The organism is Pseudoalteromonas sp. SWYJ118 (assembly GCF_015864505.1).
GTDB classification, from domain to species: Bacteria; Pseudomonadota; Gammaproteobacteria; order Enterobacterales; family Alteromonadaceae; genus Pseudoalteromonas; species Pseudoalteromonas arctica.
In genome coordinates this window covers 49,644-65,814 of record NZ_JADYXC010000012.1, presented here as the reverse complement: position 1 = coordinate 65,814, position 16,171 = coordinate 49,644, and the positions used below count along the sequence as shown (strand labels likewise).

The 16,171-nt window shown below is 39.2% G+C and carries 14 protein-coding genes and 1 pseudogene; 9 read left to right on the top strand and 6 right to left on the bottom strand.

Features of this window, described 5'->3' with window-relative positions; genetic code table 11:
• The first annotated feature begins 2 nt into the window (after positions 1-2).
• Together folE and folX are read left to right on the top strand one after the other, a co-directional pair.
• Positions 3-557 carry a GTP cyclohydrolase I FolE gene (gene folE, locus I6F48_RS12485; RefSeq protein WP_002962341.1) on the top strand — a complete coding sequence of 185 codons (555 nt, stop codon included), beginning with the start codon at positions 3-5 and terminating at the stop codon, positions 555-557.
• Between the two features lie 4 nt (positions 558-561).
• Positions 562-918 (top strand): dihydroneopterin triphosphate 2'-epimerase, encoded by a 357-nt coding sequence (folX, locus tag I6F48_RS12480; protein ID WP_007377309.1) that lies wholly within the window; start codon positions 562-564, stop codon positions 916-918.
• Positions 919-935: 17 nt separating this feature from the next.
• Here folX and I6F48_RS12475 read toward each other — a convergent pair whose 3' ends face one another.
• Entirely contained in the window at positions 936-1,370 is a 435-nt protein-coding gene (locus I6F48_RS12475) for a YqaA family protein (RefSeq protein WP_010554546.1), read from the bottom strand.
• 66 nt (positions 1,371-1,436) lie between these two features.
• Positions 1,437-1,802: a DUF4870 domain-containing protein gene (locus I6F48_RS12470; RefSeq protein ID WP_165729341.1), complete on the bottom strand. Its 366-nt coding sequence runs from the start codon at positions 1,800-1,802 to the stop codon at positions 1,437-1,439.
• Positions 1,803-1,986: 184 nt separating this feature from the next.
• Between I6F48_RS12470 and I6F48_RS12465 the strand changes: the two genes are divergently transcribed.
• From I6F48_RS12465 to I6F48_RS12450, 4 genes are all read left to right on the top strand, one after another.
• Positions 1,987-2,688: a spondin domain-containing protein gene (locus I6F48_RS12465; protein ID WP_165729342.1), complete on the top strand. Its 702-nt coding sequence runs from the start codon at positions 1,987-1,989 to the stop codon at positions 2,686-2,688.
• A gap of 10 nt (positions 2,689-2,698) precedes the next feature.
• Complete coding sequence (locus I6F48_RS12460; RefSeq protein ID WP_024607274.1) at positions 2,699-3,433, top strand: spondin domain-containing protein; 735 nt, start codon at positions 2,699-2,701, stop codon at positions 3,431-3,433.
• Between the two features lie 62 nt (positions 3,434-3,495).
• A complete protein-coding gene (locus I6F48_RS12455) occupies positions 3,496-4,221 on the top strand; it encodes a response regulator transcription factor (RefSeq protein ID WP_007580488.1) in 726 nt (241 codons plus the stop codon).
• 10 nt (positions 4,222-4,231) lie between these two features.
• Positions 4,232-5,719 (top strand): sensor histidine kinase, encoded by a 1,488-nt coding sequence (locus tag I6F48_RS12450; RefSeq protein ID WP_197119558.1) that lies wholly within the window; start codon positions 4,232-4,234, stop codon positions 5,717-5,719.
• A gap of 43 nt (positions 5,720-5,762) precedes the next feature.
• Here I6F48_RS12450 and I6F48_RS12445 read toward each other — a convergent pair whose 3' ends face one another.
• Positions 5,763-7,937, bottom strand: coding sequence for a S9 family peptidase (locus tag I6F48_RS12445; protein ID WP_197119557.1), 2,175 nt, complete (start codon positions 7,935-7,937; stop codon positions 5,763-5,765).
• Positions 7,938-8,047: 110 nt separating this feature from the next.
• A pseudogene (locus I6F48_RS12440) lies at positions 8,048-9,351 on the bottom strand (IS4 family transposase).
• A 353-nt stretch (positions 9,352-9,704) separates the two neighbouring features.
• Here I6F48_RS12440 and I6F48_RS12435 point away from each other — a divergent pair.
• Both I6F48_RS12435 and I6F48_RS12430 read left to right on the top strand, forming a co-directional pair.
• Complete coding sequence (locus tag I6F48_RS12435; RefSeq protein WP_165740925.1) at positions 9,705-11,492, top strand: hypothetical protein; 1,788 nt, start codon at positions 9,705-9,707, stop codon at positions 11,490-11,492.
• A 545-nt stretch (positions 11,493-12,037) separates the two neighbouring features.
• The gene (locus tag I6F48_RS12430; protein ID WP_165729344.1) at positions 12,038-12,508 is read left to right on the top strand and encodes a DUF2721 domain-containing protein; all 471 of its coding nucleotides are present in this window, start codon (positions 12,038-12,040) and stop codon (positions 12,506-12,508) included.
• A gap of 74 nt (positions 12,509-12,582) precedes the next feature.
• On the opposite strand, the gene I6F48_RS12425 is transcribed toward I6F48_RS12430, so the two are convergent.
• The gene (locus tag I6F48_RS12425) at positions 12,583-13,116 is read right to left on the bottom strand and encodes a S8 family serine peptidase (protein WP_197119556.1); all 534 of its coding nucleotides are present in this window, start codon (positions 13,114-13,116) and stop codon (positions 12,583-12,585) included.
• 11 nt (positions 13,117-13,127) lie between these two features.
• The gene (locus I6F48_RS12420) at positions 13,128-15,467 is read right to left on the bottom strand and encodes a S8 family serine peptidase (RefSeq protein ID WP_197119555.1); all 2,340 of its coding nucleotides are present in this window, start codon (positions 15,465-15,467) and stop codon (positions 13,128-13,130) included.
• A 227-nt stretch (positions 15,468-15,694) separates the two neighbouring features.
• Between I6F48_RS12420 and I6F48_RS12415 the strand changes: the two genes are divergently transcribed.
• A complete protein-coding gene (locus I6F48_RS12415) occupies positions 15,695-16,147 on the top strand; it encodes a c-type cytochrome (RefSeq protein ID WP_197119554.1) in 453 nt (150 codons plus the stop codon).
• The last annotated feature ends 24 nt before the right edge of the window (positions 16,148-16,171 follow it).

Here is a 16,171-nt window from a genome sequence, read left to right as displayed (position 1 = left end):
TTATGCACAATGAATTAAAAGAAAGTTACGAAAAAATCATCACCGCAGTAGGCGAAGATGCTAACCGCGAAGGCTTACTTGATACGCCAAAACGTGCTGCAAAAGCAATGGAATATTTAACGCAAGGGTATCGTCAAACGCTTGATGAAATAACTAATAAAGCGGTATTTACATCTGACGCTGACGACATGGTGTTAGTGCAAGACATAGAGCTTTACTCTATGTGTGAGCATCATTTACTACCTTTTATTGGCCGTTGCCATATTGCTTATATTCCAAACGGTAAAGTATTGGGCTTGTCTAAATTTGCACGTATTGTTGATATGTTTTCACGCCGCTTTCAAATTCAAGAACAGCTAACGCATCAAATCGCTAAAGCAGTTGAAGAAGTTACTGGCGCTAAAGGTGTGGGCGTTATTGTTGAAGCAAAACACATGTGTATGATGATGCGTGGTGTAGAAAAGCAAAATTCAAGCATGCGTACATCAGTAATGTTAGGTAACTTTAGAAGCGACCCTAAAACACGCAACGAATTTTTGCAGCTTATAAAAGGTTAACCCTATGGCTAATGCAATTATTAACGTTACTAATTTGCGCCTGCGTACGTTTATTGGCTTTAACCCCGATGAGCGTGAAAAAAAGCAAGATGTAGTGATCAACCTAGAGATTCACTACCCTGCTGATGACGCGTGTAAAACGGATGAAGTTGACCAAGCACTTAATTATAAAGTGATCACCAAAGAAGTAATTAGCTTAGTAGAGCAAGGCCACTTTTTACTGCTCGAAAAATTAGTGGCTGAAATTCTTGCGGTTTGTCACTCACACCCAAGTGTTCATTACGCTAAAGCACGTGTTGATAAACCGCATGCACTGCGTTTTGCCGACTCGGTGTCGTTAACGCTTGATTGGGCTAAATAAGGCCTTAAAAAATTTATTTAAAAAAGCTTTTCGAATCCTACGGCAAGGGCGATAACCGCTAAATAGCGCGCGCCTTTGCCTAGTGTTACTAGTAATAAAAACATACTAAAGCGTACTTTAAATATCCCCCCAATTACAGTTAGCGGATCGCCTACTACTGGCAGCCAAGCAAACAACAAACTATACACACCGTATTTATTAAATTGCTTTTGTGCGCTATCAAGCCCTTTTTGCGATACAGGAAACCATTTTTTATCTTTAAAACGCAGTACCTGCGTGCCTAACCAGTAATTAACGCAGCTTCCCAATACATTTCCAAGTGTTGCTACGCACCACATAAGCCATAAATTAACTTTACCTTGGGCAATCATCCCCACCATTATCACCTCAGAAGAGCTAGGCAGTAATGTGGCAGATATAAATGCGCTAATAAATAACGTGAGATAAAGCATAATGCCCTTATGGCTAAACGTAAAAACCCAGCCTATAGCTGGGTTTACAATTTAATGACTGAGGTTTTATTTTATCAAATTTAAACTAAACGGGTAATTAAACTCTTTACCTTCGTTAGCTTTAATACTCGCCATTACAACCATTACAAACCCAAAAATTGCCACTATAGGTAGTAATATTAAGCCTACTGCTACAAACATCAGTAAAAAACAAACTACATATGCAATTGCCATCGTTATTTGAAAGTTAAGCGCCTTTTTACCGTGCACGTCAACAACTGGCATCTCATCTTTTTTAATTAACCACACAATTAATGGCCCAATTATTGAGCCAAACGGCACAATAAATCCGGCAAGCGCACTCAAATGGCATAACATAGCCCACATACGGTCATCTTTGTTAACTGGTTCAACCTGTTGATTTTCTTCCATAACACTCTCCTTTTTGTTTTATGTATGTTGCCTCTTAACTAAACAAATGTCTACAAATCAACCAACGTATTTGTATTTAAAAATCACAGCGTGAAATCTTGTGATAAAAAAGTGATAAGTTTGTGAGAGTTTCTGGAGACGATTATTCAATACTTAACTCGAATCATCACTTACAGGAATAATAATGAAAACTTCTACATTAACAATTGCAATTCTTTTAGCGGCAGCTAGCCAATCGACTATGGCCGCAGAATTAGACCTAAAAGTTACTAACCTAACCAAGGGTATTCACTTCACTCCACTGTTAATTACAGCACACAACAGCGAAGACACACTATTTGAAGTAGCAACAGAGGCATCTACAGCATTACAAACAATGGCTGAAGGCGGCAATATTGCAGAGCTAGTTGCACAAGCAACTGCAGCGGGCAGTGATATGGCTGCAAATCCAGCTGAAGGTTTACTTGCACCAGCCGCATCTACAACGGCAACACTAACAACTACTGACGGTAACGAGTACCTATCTTTAACTGCAATGATGCTACCAACTAATGATGGCTTTGTAGGCTTAAACAGCTGGAAAATCCCAACAGAAGCGGGTACTTACACAATTAATTTAAATGCTTACGATGCAGGCACAGAACAAAACAATGAGCTTGTAGTTGAAGGCTCTGGCGCTCCAGGTACTCCGGGGATTCCTGCGGCTCCAGGTGGCGACGCTGGCACTGGCGGTACAGGTATATTAAGTGGTGATACAAATACAAGCATCCATATTCACCCAGGTAGCTTAGGCGATGACGATTTAGAAGCGGGTAATAGCGATTTAAGTAATACAGTACACAGATGGTTAAACCCAGTAGCGCAATTAACCGTTACAGTTAAGTAGGAGCATGATTATGTCATCTGCTAACAACCTTAAAAAAAGTCTACTAGTGCTTGCACTTGCAACCACACTTGCAGCGTGTAGCGATAATGATAACGACCCAGTTGTTGAAGAGCCGGTCGTTGTTGAGCCAATTGTTGTAGAACCTGTGATCAGTGAGTTTACTATTACTTTTAGTAACTTAACTGCAGGACAGCCTTTGTCACCACTCTCTGTCATTGCTTTTGAAGATGAAGCACCTTGGACATTCGGTACAACAGCTTCTGTTGGTTTAGAAATGCTTGCAGAAAGCGGTGCAAATGAAGAATACCTCAGCTACGAAAGTGCACTTGCTGCAGTTTCAGCTGAAGGCGCTATTGGCCCTGGTGAAACCACCACAGTAATCATTACTGTTGAAGAGCAAGAAACGCTTAATTTGTCATTTGCTGCCATGCTTGGGAATACAAATGATGCTTTTACCGGTCTTAGTTCTTTAGATGTATCAACATTAGAAGTTGGCGGCTCGTTATCACGCACTACGACAGCTTATGATGCGGGTACGGAAGCAAATACAGAAACAGCTGAAACTGTGCCAGGTCCTGCCGCTAGCGGTGAAGGGTTTAACGAAATACGTGACGATACAGCCGATATAATAACGATGCATCCAGGCATTGTTTCAAATCAAGATGGATTATCTACATCAGCACTTGGTGTTGAACATAAGTTTGATAACCCAGTATCGAAAATAGTAATTACGCGCACGCAGTAACGTTCCAGCTTGTAATGGGGAAGTAAGGGAGCACGGATGCCCCCCTTTTTACGAGGTAATACATGCGTCACGAAAAAATATTAGTAGTAGAAGATGACAGAGAAATAGGTAAGTTAATTACCACGCAGCTAACGTCGCTTAACTTACATGTTGATCATGTTGTAAGCGCAGAACTTGCCTTAAAAAAAATAGCCAAGCATCCCTACGGACTTATTTTACTCGATATAAACTTACCCCAAATGGATGGTTTGAGCTTATGCCGAAAAATAAAAGAGCATTACCCAACTACCTCCGTAATTTTACTCACCGCGCTTAGTAGCGATATGGACAGAGTTATTGGCCTTGAAATGGGCGCCGATGATTATATTTGTAAACCCTTTTTTGCACGCGAATTACAAGCCAGAGTAAAAACCCAATTACGCCACAGAGCACAGCTACTCGCTAGCCAAAATAACGACAACTCCCCCGTTGATAGCGAACAAACACTAAATGTAGGCTCACTCAATATAGAATTTAGTTCGCACCAAGTGTATTTAGGCAAGCAAGCCCTTAACCTTACCGCCACCGAATTTGATTTACTCGTTTACTTTGCACGCCATCCTAATCATGTTTTTAGCCGCCAGCAGTTACTCGATAAAGTATGGGGTTACCAACACAGTGGTTATGAGCATACGGTTAATTCACATATAAACCGCTTACGTGCCAAGCTAGAAGAGCACCAACAAGCGCCTATCATCGAAACAGTTTGGGGTGTTGGTTACAAACTAAACCCTAGCCAGCTCAATTAAGACACCTATTATGAAATTATCTTTGTATCAAAAATTAGCTATATCGCTAGTCGTCATTTTTTGTTTTATTTGCGCCCTAGTTTACGGCTGGAGCAAGCAATTAGAACTCACATCAAAACACCACGCCGAACAAAACCTACATTTAGCGCTAGCGGAACATTTAGTACAAGATAACCCATTAATAAAAGAAGGTGTTTACGACTATAAAGCGCTTGAAAACCTCTTCCATACCTTAATGTTATTAGGTCCTGCGTTTGAATTTTATTTTGTAGACGAAACCGGAAAAATTCTTACTTACTCAGCAAAGCCGGGTAAAGTTAAACGCTCGCATATTAGTTTAACGCCTTTAAAAAGGCTGATTAACGACCCAAGCGCTGCTCCTATTTATGGTGACAATCCTCGTAATAAAGAGCAACAAAAAATATTTTCAGCCGCGCCAGTATTTAATCAAGATAAGCTACAAGGCTATTTATATGTAATTATTGGTGGTGAGGCTTACGATACCTCCCTAAGCACTGTAAAAAATAATGATAAGTTATGGCTAGCTGCTTTATGGCTTGGCTCTGCACTAGCATTTTTATTTATTGCGATGCTAATTTTGCTACGCTTTTTTACCAACCCAATTCAGCGCTTAGCACGCGATGTTAGTAATATTGAAGCTGCTAACTACAGTCTTACAGACACCAAGCTAAGTAACTATTCAACGCAAAAAAGTAACGAAGTTCATAGTTTAGGGCGAAGTATTCAAGCCATGTTAACGCGTATTAATGAGCAGTTTAAAGCGCTTGAACAAGGCGATAAACAACGCAAAGAGTTGCTGACCCATCTATCGCACGACCTACGTACACCACTTGCTTCACTGCAGGGGTTTTTAGAAGTATTAAATCAGTCGGGTGAGCAGCTAAGTAAACAAGAGCAGCAAGAGTACTTGCAGGTATCGCTTAATAATTGCGGGCAATTAAAGCTACTCATAGAGCAAATATTTGAACTTGCTCACTTAGAAAATGGCGAAATAAGTATAAATAAAGAAACCTTTAATTTAGGTGAACTCATTTACGATTGCATGGCAAAATTTAGTTTAGCCGTTGATAAAAAAGGCATTAGTTTGTCGGTAGAACCTGCGATTTGTGATTTTCCTGTGGTTGCCGATATAGCTAAATTAGAGCGCGTATTAAGCAACTTAATTGATAACGCAATTAGGCATACCCCTCGCGGCGGCAGCATTGCAGTACATGTAAAACGCAGTGACGACAATCAACTATTTGTGCATGTATCAGACACGGGCGTAGGCATAAAAGAAGATGAGCTGAATGCTATTTTTGATCCGCACTACCAAGCAAGTAATTCTAATAAAGAAGGGCGCCAGCAAGGTGGTTTAGGATTGGCTATTTGCAGAGGGTTATTAAAACTGATGGATAGCGAAATTTACGTACAAAGTGAAATTGGTAAAGGCACTATGTTTAGCTTTAACTTGCCACAAAAAAAGGTGCTTTCTTAAAAAGCACCTTACATTTTTTGTTTATTTTAAATATATAAATTAATTACTTTTTAATACCCGCTAAATCAAGCATAAATGCATAGTTTAGCGCGGTATCTTCTAAACGTTTAAAGCGACCCGATGCGCCGCCGTGCCCTGCTTCCATATCTATTTTAAACAATAACTTATTGTCATCAGTTTTATAGTCACGCAGCTTAGCAACCCATTTTGCAGGCTCAAAGTATTGAACTTGTGAATCGTGCAAGCCAGTCGTTACTAACATATTAGGATATGCTTGCTTAGATACTTGGTCGTATGGCGAGTAAGACAGCATGTAATCGTAATACGCTTTTTCGTTCGGATTACCCCATTCGCCGTATTCATTTGTTGTAAGCGGAATGCTCGCATCAAGCATCGTTGTTACTACATCTACAAACGGTACCGCAGCAACCATGCCTTTATAAAGCTCAGGCGCTTGGTTTGCTACTGCGCCCATTAATAAGCCACCAGCACTGCCACCTAACGCAAATATTTCATCTTTTGCGCCATACTTTTGAGAAACCAGTGCTTTAGTTACGTCAACAAAGTCGTTAAACGTATTCTTTTTAGTTAGCAGCTTGCCATCTTCGTACCAAGGACGACCTAGCATTTGCGAGCCACGTACATGGGCAATTGCAAATACAAAGCCACGATCTAACAAGCTCAAACGTGAGCTTGAGAACGTTGGATCCATGGTTGCGCCGTACGACCCATAACCATATTGCAGTAGCGGATTAGTGCCATCTTTTTTAAACGCATCTTTACGGTAAACTAAACTTACCGGTACTTTTATGCCATCGCGTGCTGTTACAAAAATACGCTCTGAAGCGTAATTGTCAGCATCAAAATCACCTAACACAACCTGTTGCTTAAGAAGCGTTTTATCGCCAGTCGCTAAATCTACATCGTACGATGAGCTTGGAGTGGTCATGCTTGTGTAGTAAACACGTAACGTGCTGCTATCTATATCGTTATTGCCATAAGTACCAATTGTATAAGCGCTATCGTTAAAGCTCAGTGGTAACTCTTTGCCTGTTTTTAAATTACGCGCAATCAACTTTGATTGGCCCATTTCACGCTCTTGATAAACTAAATAGTCATTAAATAAATCAATGCCTTCGAGTTTAATATCATCGCGCGCTGGGATCACACTTTGCCAATTAGCCTTGTCGCCTGCTTTATCAATATCAACTTTCATCAGCTGAAAATTTACAGCATTTAAGTTAGTTACAATGTAGTAAGTATTCCCTAGCTTCGAAATATCATATTCAAGCCCTGCTTCGCGCTCAATTAAGCGTTTAGGCATTGCCTTAGTATCATCAGCACTTAATACAGATACGCCTGATGCAGCCGTGCTGCTGTGCCAAATATAAATCTCTGACTCATCTTTACTTTTACTCATACCCATGTAGTAACTGGTATCAGTTTCTTCGTAAATTAGCTCATCATCAGCTTGCGATGTACCTAATGTATGACGATACACTTGGTAACCTAGTAGAGTTTGTAAATCTTTTTTAATGTAGTAAACCGTTTTATTATCGTTTGCCCACACAATGCCACCGTTGGTGCCTTCAAGTGTGTCTTCGAGTAATTTACCGGTAGTTAAATCTTTTATTTTTACGCTATAAATACGACGGCTAACAGTATCTTCGCCATAAGCCATTAAATTGCCATTTGGGCTTACATCTAAACCACTTACTGCATAATAATCATGACCTTTAGCAAGCTCATTTACATCTAAAATAACTTGCTGATCGGTACCTGAAAAATCGCTGCTGCGTAAGTAAGTAGTGTACTCGTTATCGCCACGTGTTTGCGTTGAGTAAAAATAATCACCGTTTTTAACTGGGACCGAATCATCGTCTTTTTGAATACGCCCTTTTAGCTCTTCAAACAACTCACTTTGCAACGTTTTAGTGTGTGCAAGCATGGCATCAGTGTATGTATTTTCAGCTTCTAAATAATTAATTACCGCTGGCGCTTTACGCTCATCATCACGTAGCCAATAGTAATCATCTATACGCGTGTCACCATGAATAGTCATTTCATGTGGCACTTTTTTAGCAACCGGTGCAATAGCTTGTGCAACTTGAGTTGTTTTAACTTGCGTATTATTTTTTTGAGTTTCTTCAGGGGCTTGATTACAGCCACTTAAAATAGCGAGTGATAGTGCTGCGAGTGCAAATGGAGTACGTTTCATCAGTCAAAGTCCTTGTTGTTTTTTATTTTTTATTAAGTAGTTAAATATACCTATAAATGGCCTTTATTGTGATTTAGTTTGTGAAGCTATGTAAAAAGGGAGCCGAAGCTCTAATGCCGTTCACGGCTTTTTTTTCTAGCGTACCGCTGCGGTCTTGCCTTGACTGAACGAGGAAGACTTCGCTCTCTTCGAGGCTCTAGAATTAGGCTTTCTGCCATGGCATAAAAGTATCTTAATTGACGTAGTATTACGCCAAGTGTTGAATACGGTAATCCAACGAGTAACCTCATTATTTGAGCTAAACTATCATTGAAACTTAGTTGGTAAGGTAAATAATTACCTTTAAATGTATGGCACATTTTCACCACCTGATATCGCACCATATTATAAGCCAGCAACACTCCCCGCAGTTCTTGCTTTACAAGCGCTGGTAGGCGACTTCTTAATGTTAATCGATTACCGAGCATATATTGCTTTTATTCACGATAACCAAGCTCTATCTCCCAGCGGTGACTGTATAAATCCCCAATATCTGCTGACGGATATCGCATCGAATCTGTCATCAATGTCATCACACTGTATGACATACCCTTTATTTTTCGAGTCACTAACATTGCGACTAATATGTCAGACAGCGTTGGCCACATTTTTCTTACCCTCGGGTTACTGCTAAGCTGGACTAATTTATCATTACGCCCTAATGTCTGAATAACTTCGTATTGTACATTTTTTTCAGTGGTATTAGCCAATGGCGTTCACTGCCAGTCGTTTGCCATTTATGTAAAAACCCTAAAGAATAGAAGCCTTTGTCGAATAAAGTGAGACTGTTATCGGGTGTGGTTTCTATAAGCTTTTCAGCCAGCACCATTTCATTGACCTTGTAATCATCAAAAGCGCTCCCCGTTATTAAATGGCTGCTCAGCTCCATTTGACACACCATTCTGACTTGTGGATATTGTGTATTGGTCGGTTTTGTAAAGGCCTCGTTGTTTTGGGGGAGTCATCTGTGCGCCAAACAACACCATCAACACCAAGCAAAGTAAGTTCATGCCAGTGAGGATGATTGGCGTCTTCATTCAATGTCTTTGGGTGTATTCAAACAACGCTTTCATGGCAGCTTCACCCAGGTTCTTACGACGCTGAGTTAAGGCAGTTGGCGCAACAAATGGCTTCCCACCTCGGCCAATAATATCGAGCATGTTAGCGACATCAGTCATGAACTTGTGATTATAAATGACCATACCACTAAGAAATTAAGCCATTGATTTAATTTTCATTTCCACTTTCTTAGTGTAACGATTTCGGTCAGCGTATAGGCTTCTTCGATAAGGGATAAAGGAAGTAAATCTGCGAATGTTTCAACTTCATTAGGTTTGATGTTGTTGATAATATCGAGAGCATTAGAAAGTTGCATAAAAAATCCGAATTCTTATATACCTAAAAGATCGTTCAAGTGCTATTAACTATTTCTTAAATGCTCGGCATTAGAGCCGAAGCTCCCTTTATTTAGTACTTACAAAGTATTTTTTAAGTTTACTTTTGCTTGCGACGATGCATGAATGAATGAAAAGGTTGAGAATATTAACTCTGTAAAATAACTGCCATCATAGTATTACGTACATATAAATTAACACGCATCAAAAATGCAATAAAAATGCAATAAAAATGCAATAAAAATACAATAAAAATACAAAGTATACAATTCATTTACTTTAGTGCCCATGTTGGGTATTGTGCTTCACTCATTTTTAAAAAGGAAAAAAGAAAGTGAAGAAATTTAGCGTTACAATCCTAAAAGTAGCAACTTTATTGCTTTCATTTCAGGCTGCTGCCAGTAATGATCATCTTGCGCCAAGAACGCCCTCAGATGTTAGGAGCTCTATAATACAAGGTTCACTAGATAAGCAAGGTTACGAAATTCGTAAAGTTGAGTATGTAAGTGTCGATGGAAGAGCTATAAAAAAAGAGCTATATTTTATTGACTCTGCTTCTGGCGCACAAAATGCTTATAACAATGCTGGTCTATCTTTTGAAGCATATCAAGAGACAGTTGAAGACTTTAACTCTCCATTAACCTTCAGTAAACATACTAGCACTCCATTAAACTCAATCAGCTCTTCTGACGACTTGTCATCCGGTATGCTAACAATCATAGATGCAGAAGCTGATGCTATATCCTCTCAATCTCAAGCTGATGCTTATATTGCAAAGTGGGGCCTAGACGTTGATGAAGATTTGGATAGCGATTCTCTAAACAGTGAATATGGAAGTTCATGTCCTAGAAAATATAAATGCCGCACAAAGCAATATCAAAAAAGCATAAATAAAGATATTGATAAAAGCTTTGAATTATACAAAGGGGCTTATGGTTCAGTGGGGATGGATGTTATCGGCTCAGTAAAAGCCGATACGACTGCAAGGGTTGATTACCGATACAAGAAGAAATGGGGGATTAAGTATAAAGTTCGCGTTGATTTTTTAGATTCAAAATTAAATTACCGCTTCGAAGGCTCTCTGGGTCTATATGGTAAAGCGGAGCGAACATTTAAAGGAAAAGAATTTGAACTTTTTCAAGCTAAAGTATATGACAACATTTTCATGGTTGGATTTATACCTGTACAAGTCGATGTAAAAACTTATGTACGTGCCGGTACGGGTGATTTAAAGCTTTCTGCAGAAGGTGAAATCGGGATGGTGAAGCCATTCTTAAGCGAAGGAACATTTAGTTATGTTTGTGACAAAAGTAAGTGTGTAAAACAAAGTGAGTCATTTAATAACGCGGACCAAACTTTAAATAGCAACAATTTGGCTTACCAAGTTACTGCAAAAGCCGAAATTGAACCCTACATAAATGCGGCAATTCGCGGCCGTCTTTATTGGGGCTCAGTTTATGCTGAAGTAGGTTTACAACCTTCTATACCATTAAAATTATTCGGTTACGTTGGAAATAAATGTGGTGATGGTGATGGTGATTTTGTAAATGAAAGAGTTACTGCTGGCTTACTAAGTGCAGATATACGCGCTGGTATAACTTGGAAAACAAAAGTTCTACAATATAAATCAAATCGAAATTATAAACAATTCTATCGTGGTAACTTAGGCTATAAGGATTTACTGAGCCCCAGCACCGCATTATCTCCGATAATCGAAACGACCATCAATGGCAATACGGTTACACTAAAGACATCATTGCGAAATTGTATCGTAAACGAACTCGATTCAGAACATCAAGATTTCACTATTTACTGGGGTAATAAAGGCACTAAAAGTATATCAAACCTTAATGATACGATTAGTTCTACAAAAATACTGAACAGCGGTTATCACACCATTAAAGTAAAACATAAAGGTGGAGCATATACGCAAAAGGAGATTCATATCACCTCAAGCGGTGGTGGTGGATTTAATCCACCCGTATGTCCTACTCCATTACCAATAGCTCTTCCACCTGGCATTATAGGAGTTATTGCATGTCCAACATTCGGTAAAGCACCTGCAGGTTATATATGTTCATCTGAACCTCCAGAGTGCGATGATGGTTTAGCCGAATTCTAAGCTGAACGACTTTTAGAGGTTGCTTTAGCAATCTCTAAAAGTAATCTATAGCCTTATATAATTTAATAACTCCTTTTCAAAAAACAATCAGTTACATATTTGCTCTAAGTTGACACATTAATCCAACGGTTTTATTTTCGAGAAACTGACCCGTTAAATAATATGACTCTCACTTAGGGTGATAAAATAAGTTTTAAGCCATTACTTATAGCTTCACTTCAAAGTATCAGCTGCATTTTAATGATGCAGTCTTGATACTATCAAAAAGGTAAAAAACATTTTAAACCTAGAAACCCAATAGGCACTAATTTATTGAGACTTTTAAAAAAGTCCTATGTGTATTTAGCCAAATAATTTTTTTTGAACCTTAACCAAGCAAAATAACGCCGAATTTAAAGAAACTTTCAATATCATTACCCAAATTTCAAATATATTGGTTAGGCATGGCCTTCCACATTAGAGCTGATACTTAACTTTCCTAATTCTATTTTTTATATTACTGTTCTCATCCGTATAGAAAAAATAATAGCTGTAAAAAGAGAATTATGAATAGCGAAGTAATTAACATTTTAACAATGGCAAAAGTAATTCAAACGGCCGTTGCTCCCGTATTTTTAATCACAGGTATAGCAGCAACTTTAGGTGTTTTATCTAATCGCTTAGCACGAATTACCGACAGAGCGCGCTTATTGGAGCGAAGATTAAAAGTAAATACAGATGACGATTTTAATAAGTCGCTAGCAACAGAACTGCGCGCTTTATTAAAAAGATCGCGTTTTATACATATTGCTTTTAGTTTAAGTGTATTAAGTGCCTTACTTGTATGTGCTGTGGTTATGTTTTTATTCTTGTCACACATTCAATCAATTAACTTAAGCGTGACTATTGCTTGTTGTTTTGTAGCTGCCATGGCGTTACTTATTTGTGCATTTATTTCGTTATTAGGTGAAGTGTTTTTAGCAACCCGCAGCATGCGTCGCGGGATGATATTTGCCGATATAGGAATTAATGATTAACTTTTCATAAAAAAACCCCGAATAACTAATATTACTCGGGGTTTTTATTAAATAAGCTTATTTAATAAAATAACTTATTGCGCAGTATAAATCGTCTCTAGTACTTCAATTCTAGCTTCTTTAGCATAACCTGAAGCATTTAACTGCTCTGCTGCAACTAAAATATCTTGTCCATCATTCACTGCTAAAACGGCAATCTTAGTACCAGGAAATACAGACACCACTTTTAATCCAGCCGCTGCAGCAACGTCGCTAGCAGTAATACCATCTTTTAAAAGTACCGTAATATTACCCGATAAAGAACTTAAGCTATTAGTTAAAACGTTACGTACCAAAGTTCCTTTAGTTACTAAATCAGATTTACTTGCAACGTCTACAACTGCCATATCGCCTTTTTGCATAACTACATGCTCATCGGCAACAACACTTGAAGGCACTAGGCGCAAATTTCTCTCTACTTTATAAGAGCCAAAGTCAGCTTTAGTATACTTGACACTAGACACTTGTTTTTTTGGTAATTGAACCCTTTCATCAAAGCTTGTGTTTGCCGAAGCGCTTAAAGAAATACACGCAGCAGTACTTAATACAATTAATTTATTTATTTTCATTTTCATAATCCTTACTCTTGACCTGCGTGACCGAATGCGCGTAAAGACACACCCTCTAAAATACTCGCTGAGCTATTGTTAGTAATACCCGTGATTACGCCACCAAAAATATTATCCGGAGCATCACTAAATGTATAACTATTTGCACTTGTATCTAGTAAACGAACCGTCCAAGTACCTTTAGTCGACTCACCATAAAACGCATTTGAAAGCATTACAGCATCTTTTAAAACATACCCACTACTGAACCCAGTTGAAGTATCGTATGCTGGGTATAGCATCGCTTGTTTAGAGGACAGTAATACACTACGTGTACCCGCTGGCGATGTAACTTCTATAGCTAAATCTGTTCCGGCTGAAGTTTGTGTACCATCGCTTAAGCCAAAGCCCATCTCAGCATTACTTACATCTAACTTAAACTGCATTGCTTCAATGCTTAGCTCTTCAGTCACTTCAATTTCTTGTGTAAGACCCGTTGCATTGTTATCTGGAATTTCTAGTGCAAGTGCGTCTTCAGCAATTACTGAACCAACACCGCTCCACTGAGTAATAACTTGTTCACCTAAAGCAACATCGTAAGCCTTCGCCATAGAAACCGCAGCTCCAGCATCAGCACGACCAAAACCATATAAGTTATTGAAGTTATAACCGGCAGAGTTTTCAATCCAACCGTCGTGTGCAACAAATTCGCCTTCACCAACTGTTAATTTAACAGCAGCATTATCTGCATCAATTAAAGTGCTAGTTGATGCAAGGATATGGCGAACGTCACGCCATGTTAAATCTGGATTAGCCGAAAGAATTAACGATACCACACCCGATGCATTTGGCGCAGCAGATGATGTGCCATTAAACGTTGAAGTATAGTTACAGCTTGCATTGTCTGCATGGCCTGGGTAGTTAAATGGATATTGACTTGCAGCAAACTCTTCACCGTAAGCTTCAGCCCATGCTGCAATAGAACCACCATTGAAACCTGAATAACCATTAATACACGTCATTTGATCTGTTGTTACCATTGCAGGTGCAAAACGACCATACTCACCCGCTGGAGCCGACACCATTACGTTAGCACCCGCTGTAGAATAGCTAGTATGCTTCCCGTTCGCATTTACTGCAGCAACACTCAAGTAATAAGGATGCCCTTGGCTTGGCTCAAAAGCGCCATTGTAACAAGTTAAACCTAAGTCATTTGCACCATTATCAGCACAAAACGAGCCTTCTCTGTCGCCATCAATGAATGAGTTACCACTAGATTTCATGTTTAGCGCACCTTTACCATCACGAAGGTTAAGGTTAGGGTAGGATTCAATTGCTTCATCTAGTTCTGAATAGCCAAAGAATGCAGGGAACGTAATACCGTAACTACGGTTAAAGGCTGAAATATTTTCAGACGTACTAATACCACTACCAGGGAAGCCATGAGCAAGTAAATCAGTTTGTGCTACTTTATCTCCACCAAGGTAGTTCATACCGATTAAGCCAGCATCAGGTGCAACACCACGGCCGCCTTTGCCATTCCAACCTTTTGCTGCAATTAAGCCGGCAACACTTGTTCCGTGGTCACCACTGTTTGATGTACTTGTAGGGTCTGTACGATCTAGCGCTTCAGCGTTAAGGTTTAAAGAACGATTTGGTAATACGTTATCTACTAAATCTTCGTGGCGAATTTCCATACCCGAGTCAACAACAACAGCAGTTACACCAGCTCCTGTAACGCCTTGAGCATAAGCGGCTGTTACATTCATATCTTCACCAGCAACCAACCCTGTAGCTTCTGCATTAGCAAAACTAGCATCAACACTTGCTTGCGCTTCCTCTTCGGTATCACCGGATAGGCTTACGTATAAATTAACTAAGCCCTGCTTCATTTCATCACTTAATGAGTATGCTTTTTGGCCTGTATTATTTAGGTGCCATTGTTGATTTGCTAATGGGTCACCAACAACTCCTGAAATGTTTATTTGCGCAGAAGCCGCTTTACCATTTGCGTTTACAGTGTAATCAATAACTGCATCATCATCCGACATTGGAACATAAGTAAATGATGTTCCCTCTACAGTTAGAGTGCCGTGACTAAATGTGAATACGCCATCTTCTGCAACCACTGCTTCACCATTTTCAGTGAAGCTAAATGTAAGTGCATCACCATCGTTATCGCTGGCTTTAAATTCTGCAGTAACAGGGATCCATTGTTTTAAATCTGCAACAACAACATCACTCGCTTTAGGCGCTACGTCAGTAACTAATGGTACGCTGCTTTTATTATCGTCATCACTACTTCCACAACCAGAAAGTGAAACCACTATTGCAGCAGACAATGCTGACATTTTAAAAATATTATTTTTCATAAACTCTCTTTGTTAGTTATTTTTATGATGGGGGGGGAAGTTACACAACAGGAATCAAAATAACAACGAGGTGTTTACAGTCATTAACAATAAAGACAATAGATGTAACGATAGGGTAATCGTTGTATGCTTAGTTAAAGAAACAATGATTAAGCACATATATTAACTTGAACATTCAAAGAAGCTAATATAGAACAGGATTAACAATTACTTTAAAAGGGGCAAACATGAAATTGAAAAAAGTATTAGCAGGTATAGCATTAGCTACATGTGCACTTAGCGTATCGGCAAATTCTGCATTTAAAGAACCAAGTGACGCGATTGAATACCGCCAAGCAGCGTTTTCAATGATCTCAGTACAAATTGGTGACATGGGCGCAATGCTAAAAGGTAAAGTACCTTTTGACGCAGAGCAATTTAAAATGCGTGCTAACAACGCTGCTACACTTTCAAAAATGCCATGGGAAGCGTTTTACGAAGGGACAGATAAAGGCGACACAGCTGCACTTGCTGCTGTTTGGGCCGAAAATGCAACCTTTGTTGAAAAAGCGAATGCTTTTGCAGCAAATGCAGATAAGCTAGCGTTAGCTGCTCAATCGGGCGATAAAGCCGTAATTGGTAAAGCTTTTGGCGCATGGGCTAAAGGCTGTAAAGATTGCCATAAGCAATTTAAAGATTAATTATTGTTGTAGCCAGTTTAACAA

Coding starts and splice junctions, on each gene's coding strand:
- I6F48_RS12455 (WP_007580488.1), top strand. CDS start 3,496: ATGCGTCACGAAAAAATATTAGTAGTAGAAGATGACAGAGAAATAGGT.
- I6F48_RS12450 (WP_197119558.1), top strand. CDS start 4,232: ATGAAATTATCTTTGTATCAAAAATTAGCTATATCGCTAGTCGTCATT.
- folE (WP_002962341.1), top strand. CDS start 3: ATGCACAATGAATTAAAAGAAAGTTACGAAAAAATCATCACCGCAGTA.
- folX (WP_007377309.1), top strand. CDS start 562: ATGGCTAATGCAATTATTAACGTTACTAATTTGCGCCTGCGTACGTTT.
- I6F48_RS12460 (WP_024607274.1), top strand. CDS start 2,699: ATGTCATCTGCTAACAACCTTAAAAAAAGTCTACTAGTGCTTGCACTT.
- I6F48_RS12420 (WP_197119555.1), bottom strand. CDS start 15,467: ATGAAAAATAATATTTTTAAAATGTCAGCATTGTCTGCTGCAATAGTG.
- I6F48_RS12415 (WP_197119554.1), top strand. CDS start 15,695: ATGAAATTGAAAAAAGTATTAGCAGGTATAGCATTAGCTACATGTGCA.
- I6F48_RS12445 (WP_197119557.1), bottom strand. CDS start 7,937: ATGAAACGTACTCCATTTGCACTCGCAGCACTATCACTCGCTATTTTA.
- I6F48_RS12430 (WP_165729344.1), top strand. CDS start 12,038: ATGAATAGCGAAGTAATTAACATTTTAACAATGGCAAAAGTAATTCAA.
- I6F48_RS12425 (WP_197119556.1), bottom strand. CDS start 13,116: ATGAAAATAAATAAATTAATTGTATTAAGTACTGCTGCGTGTATTTCT.
- I6F48_RS12475 (WP_010554546.1), bottom strand. CDS start 1,370: ATGCTTTATCTCACGTTATTTATTAGCGCATTTATATCTGCCACATTA.
- I6F48_RS12465 (WP_165729342.1), top strand. CDS start 1,987: ATGAAAACTTCTACATTAACAATTGCAATTCTTTTAGCGGCAGCTAGC.
- I6F48_RS12470 (WP_165729341.1), bottom strand. CDS start 1,802: ATGGAAGAAAATCAACAGGTTGAACCAGTTAACAAAGATGACCGTATG.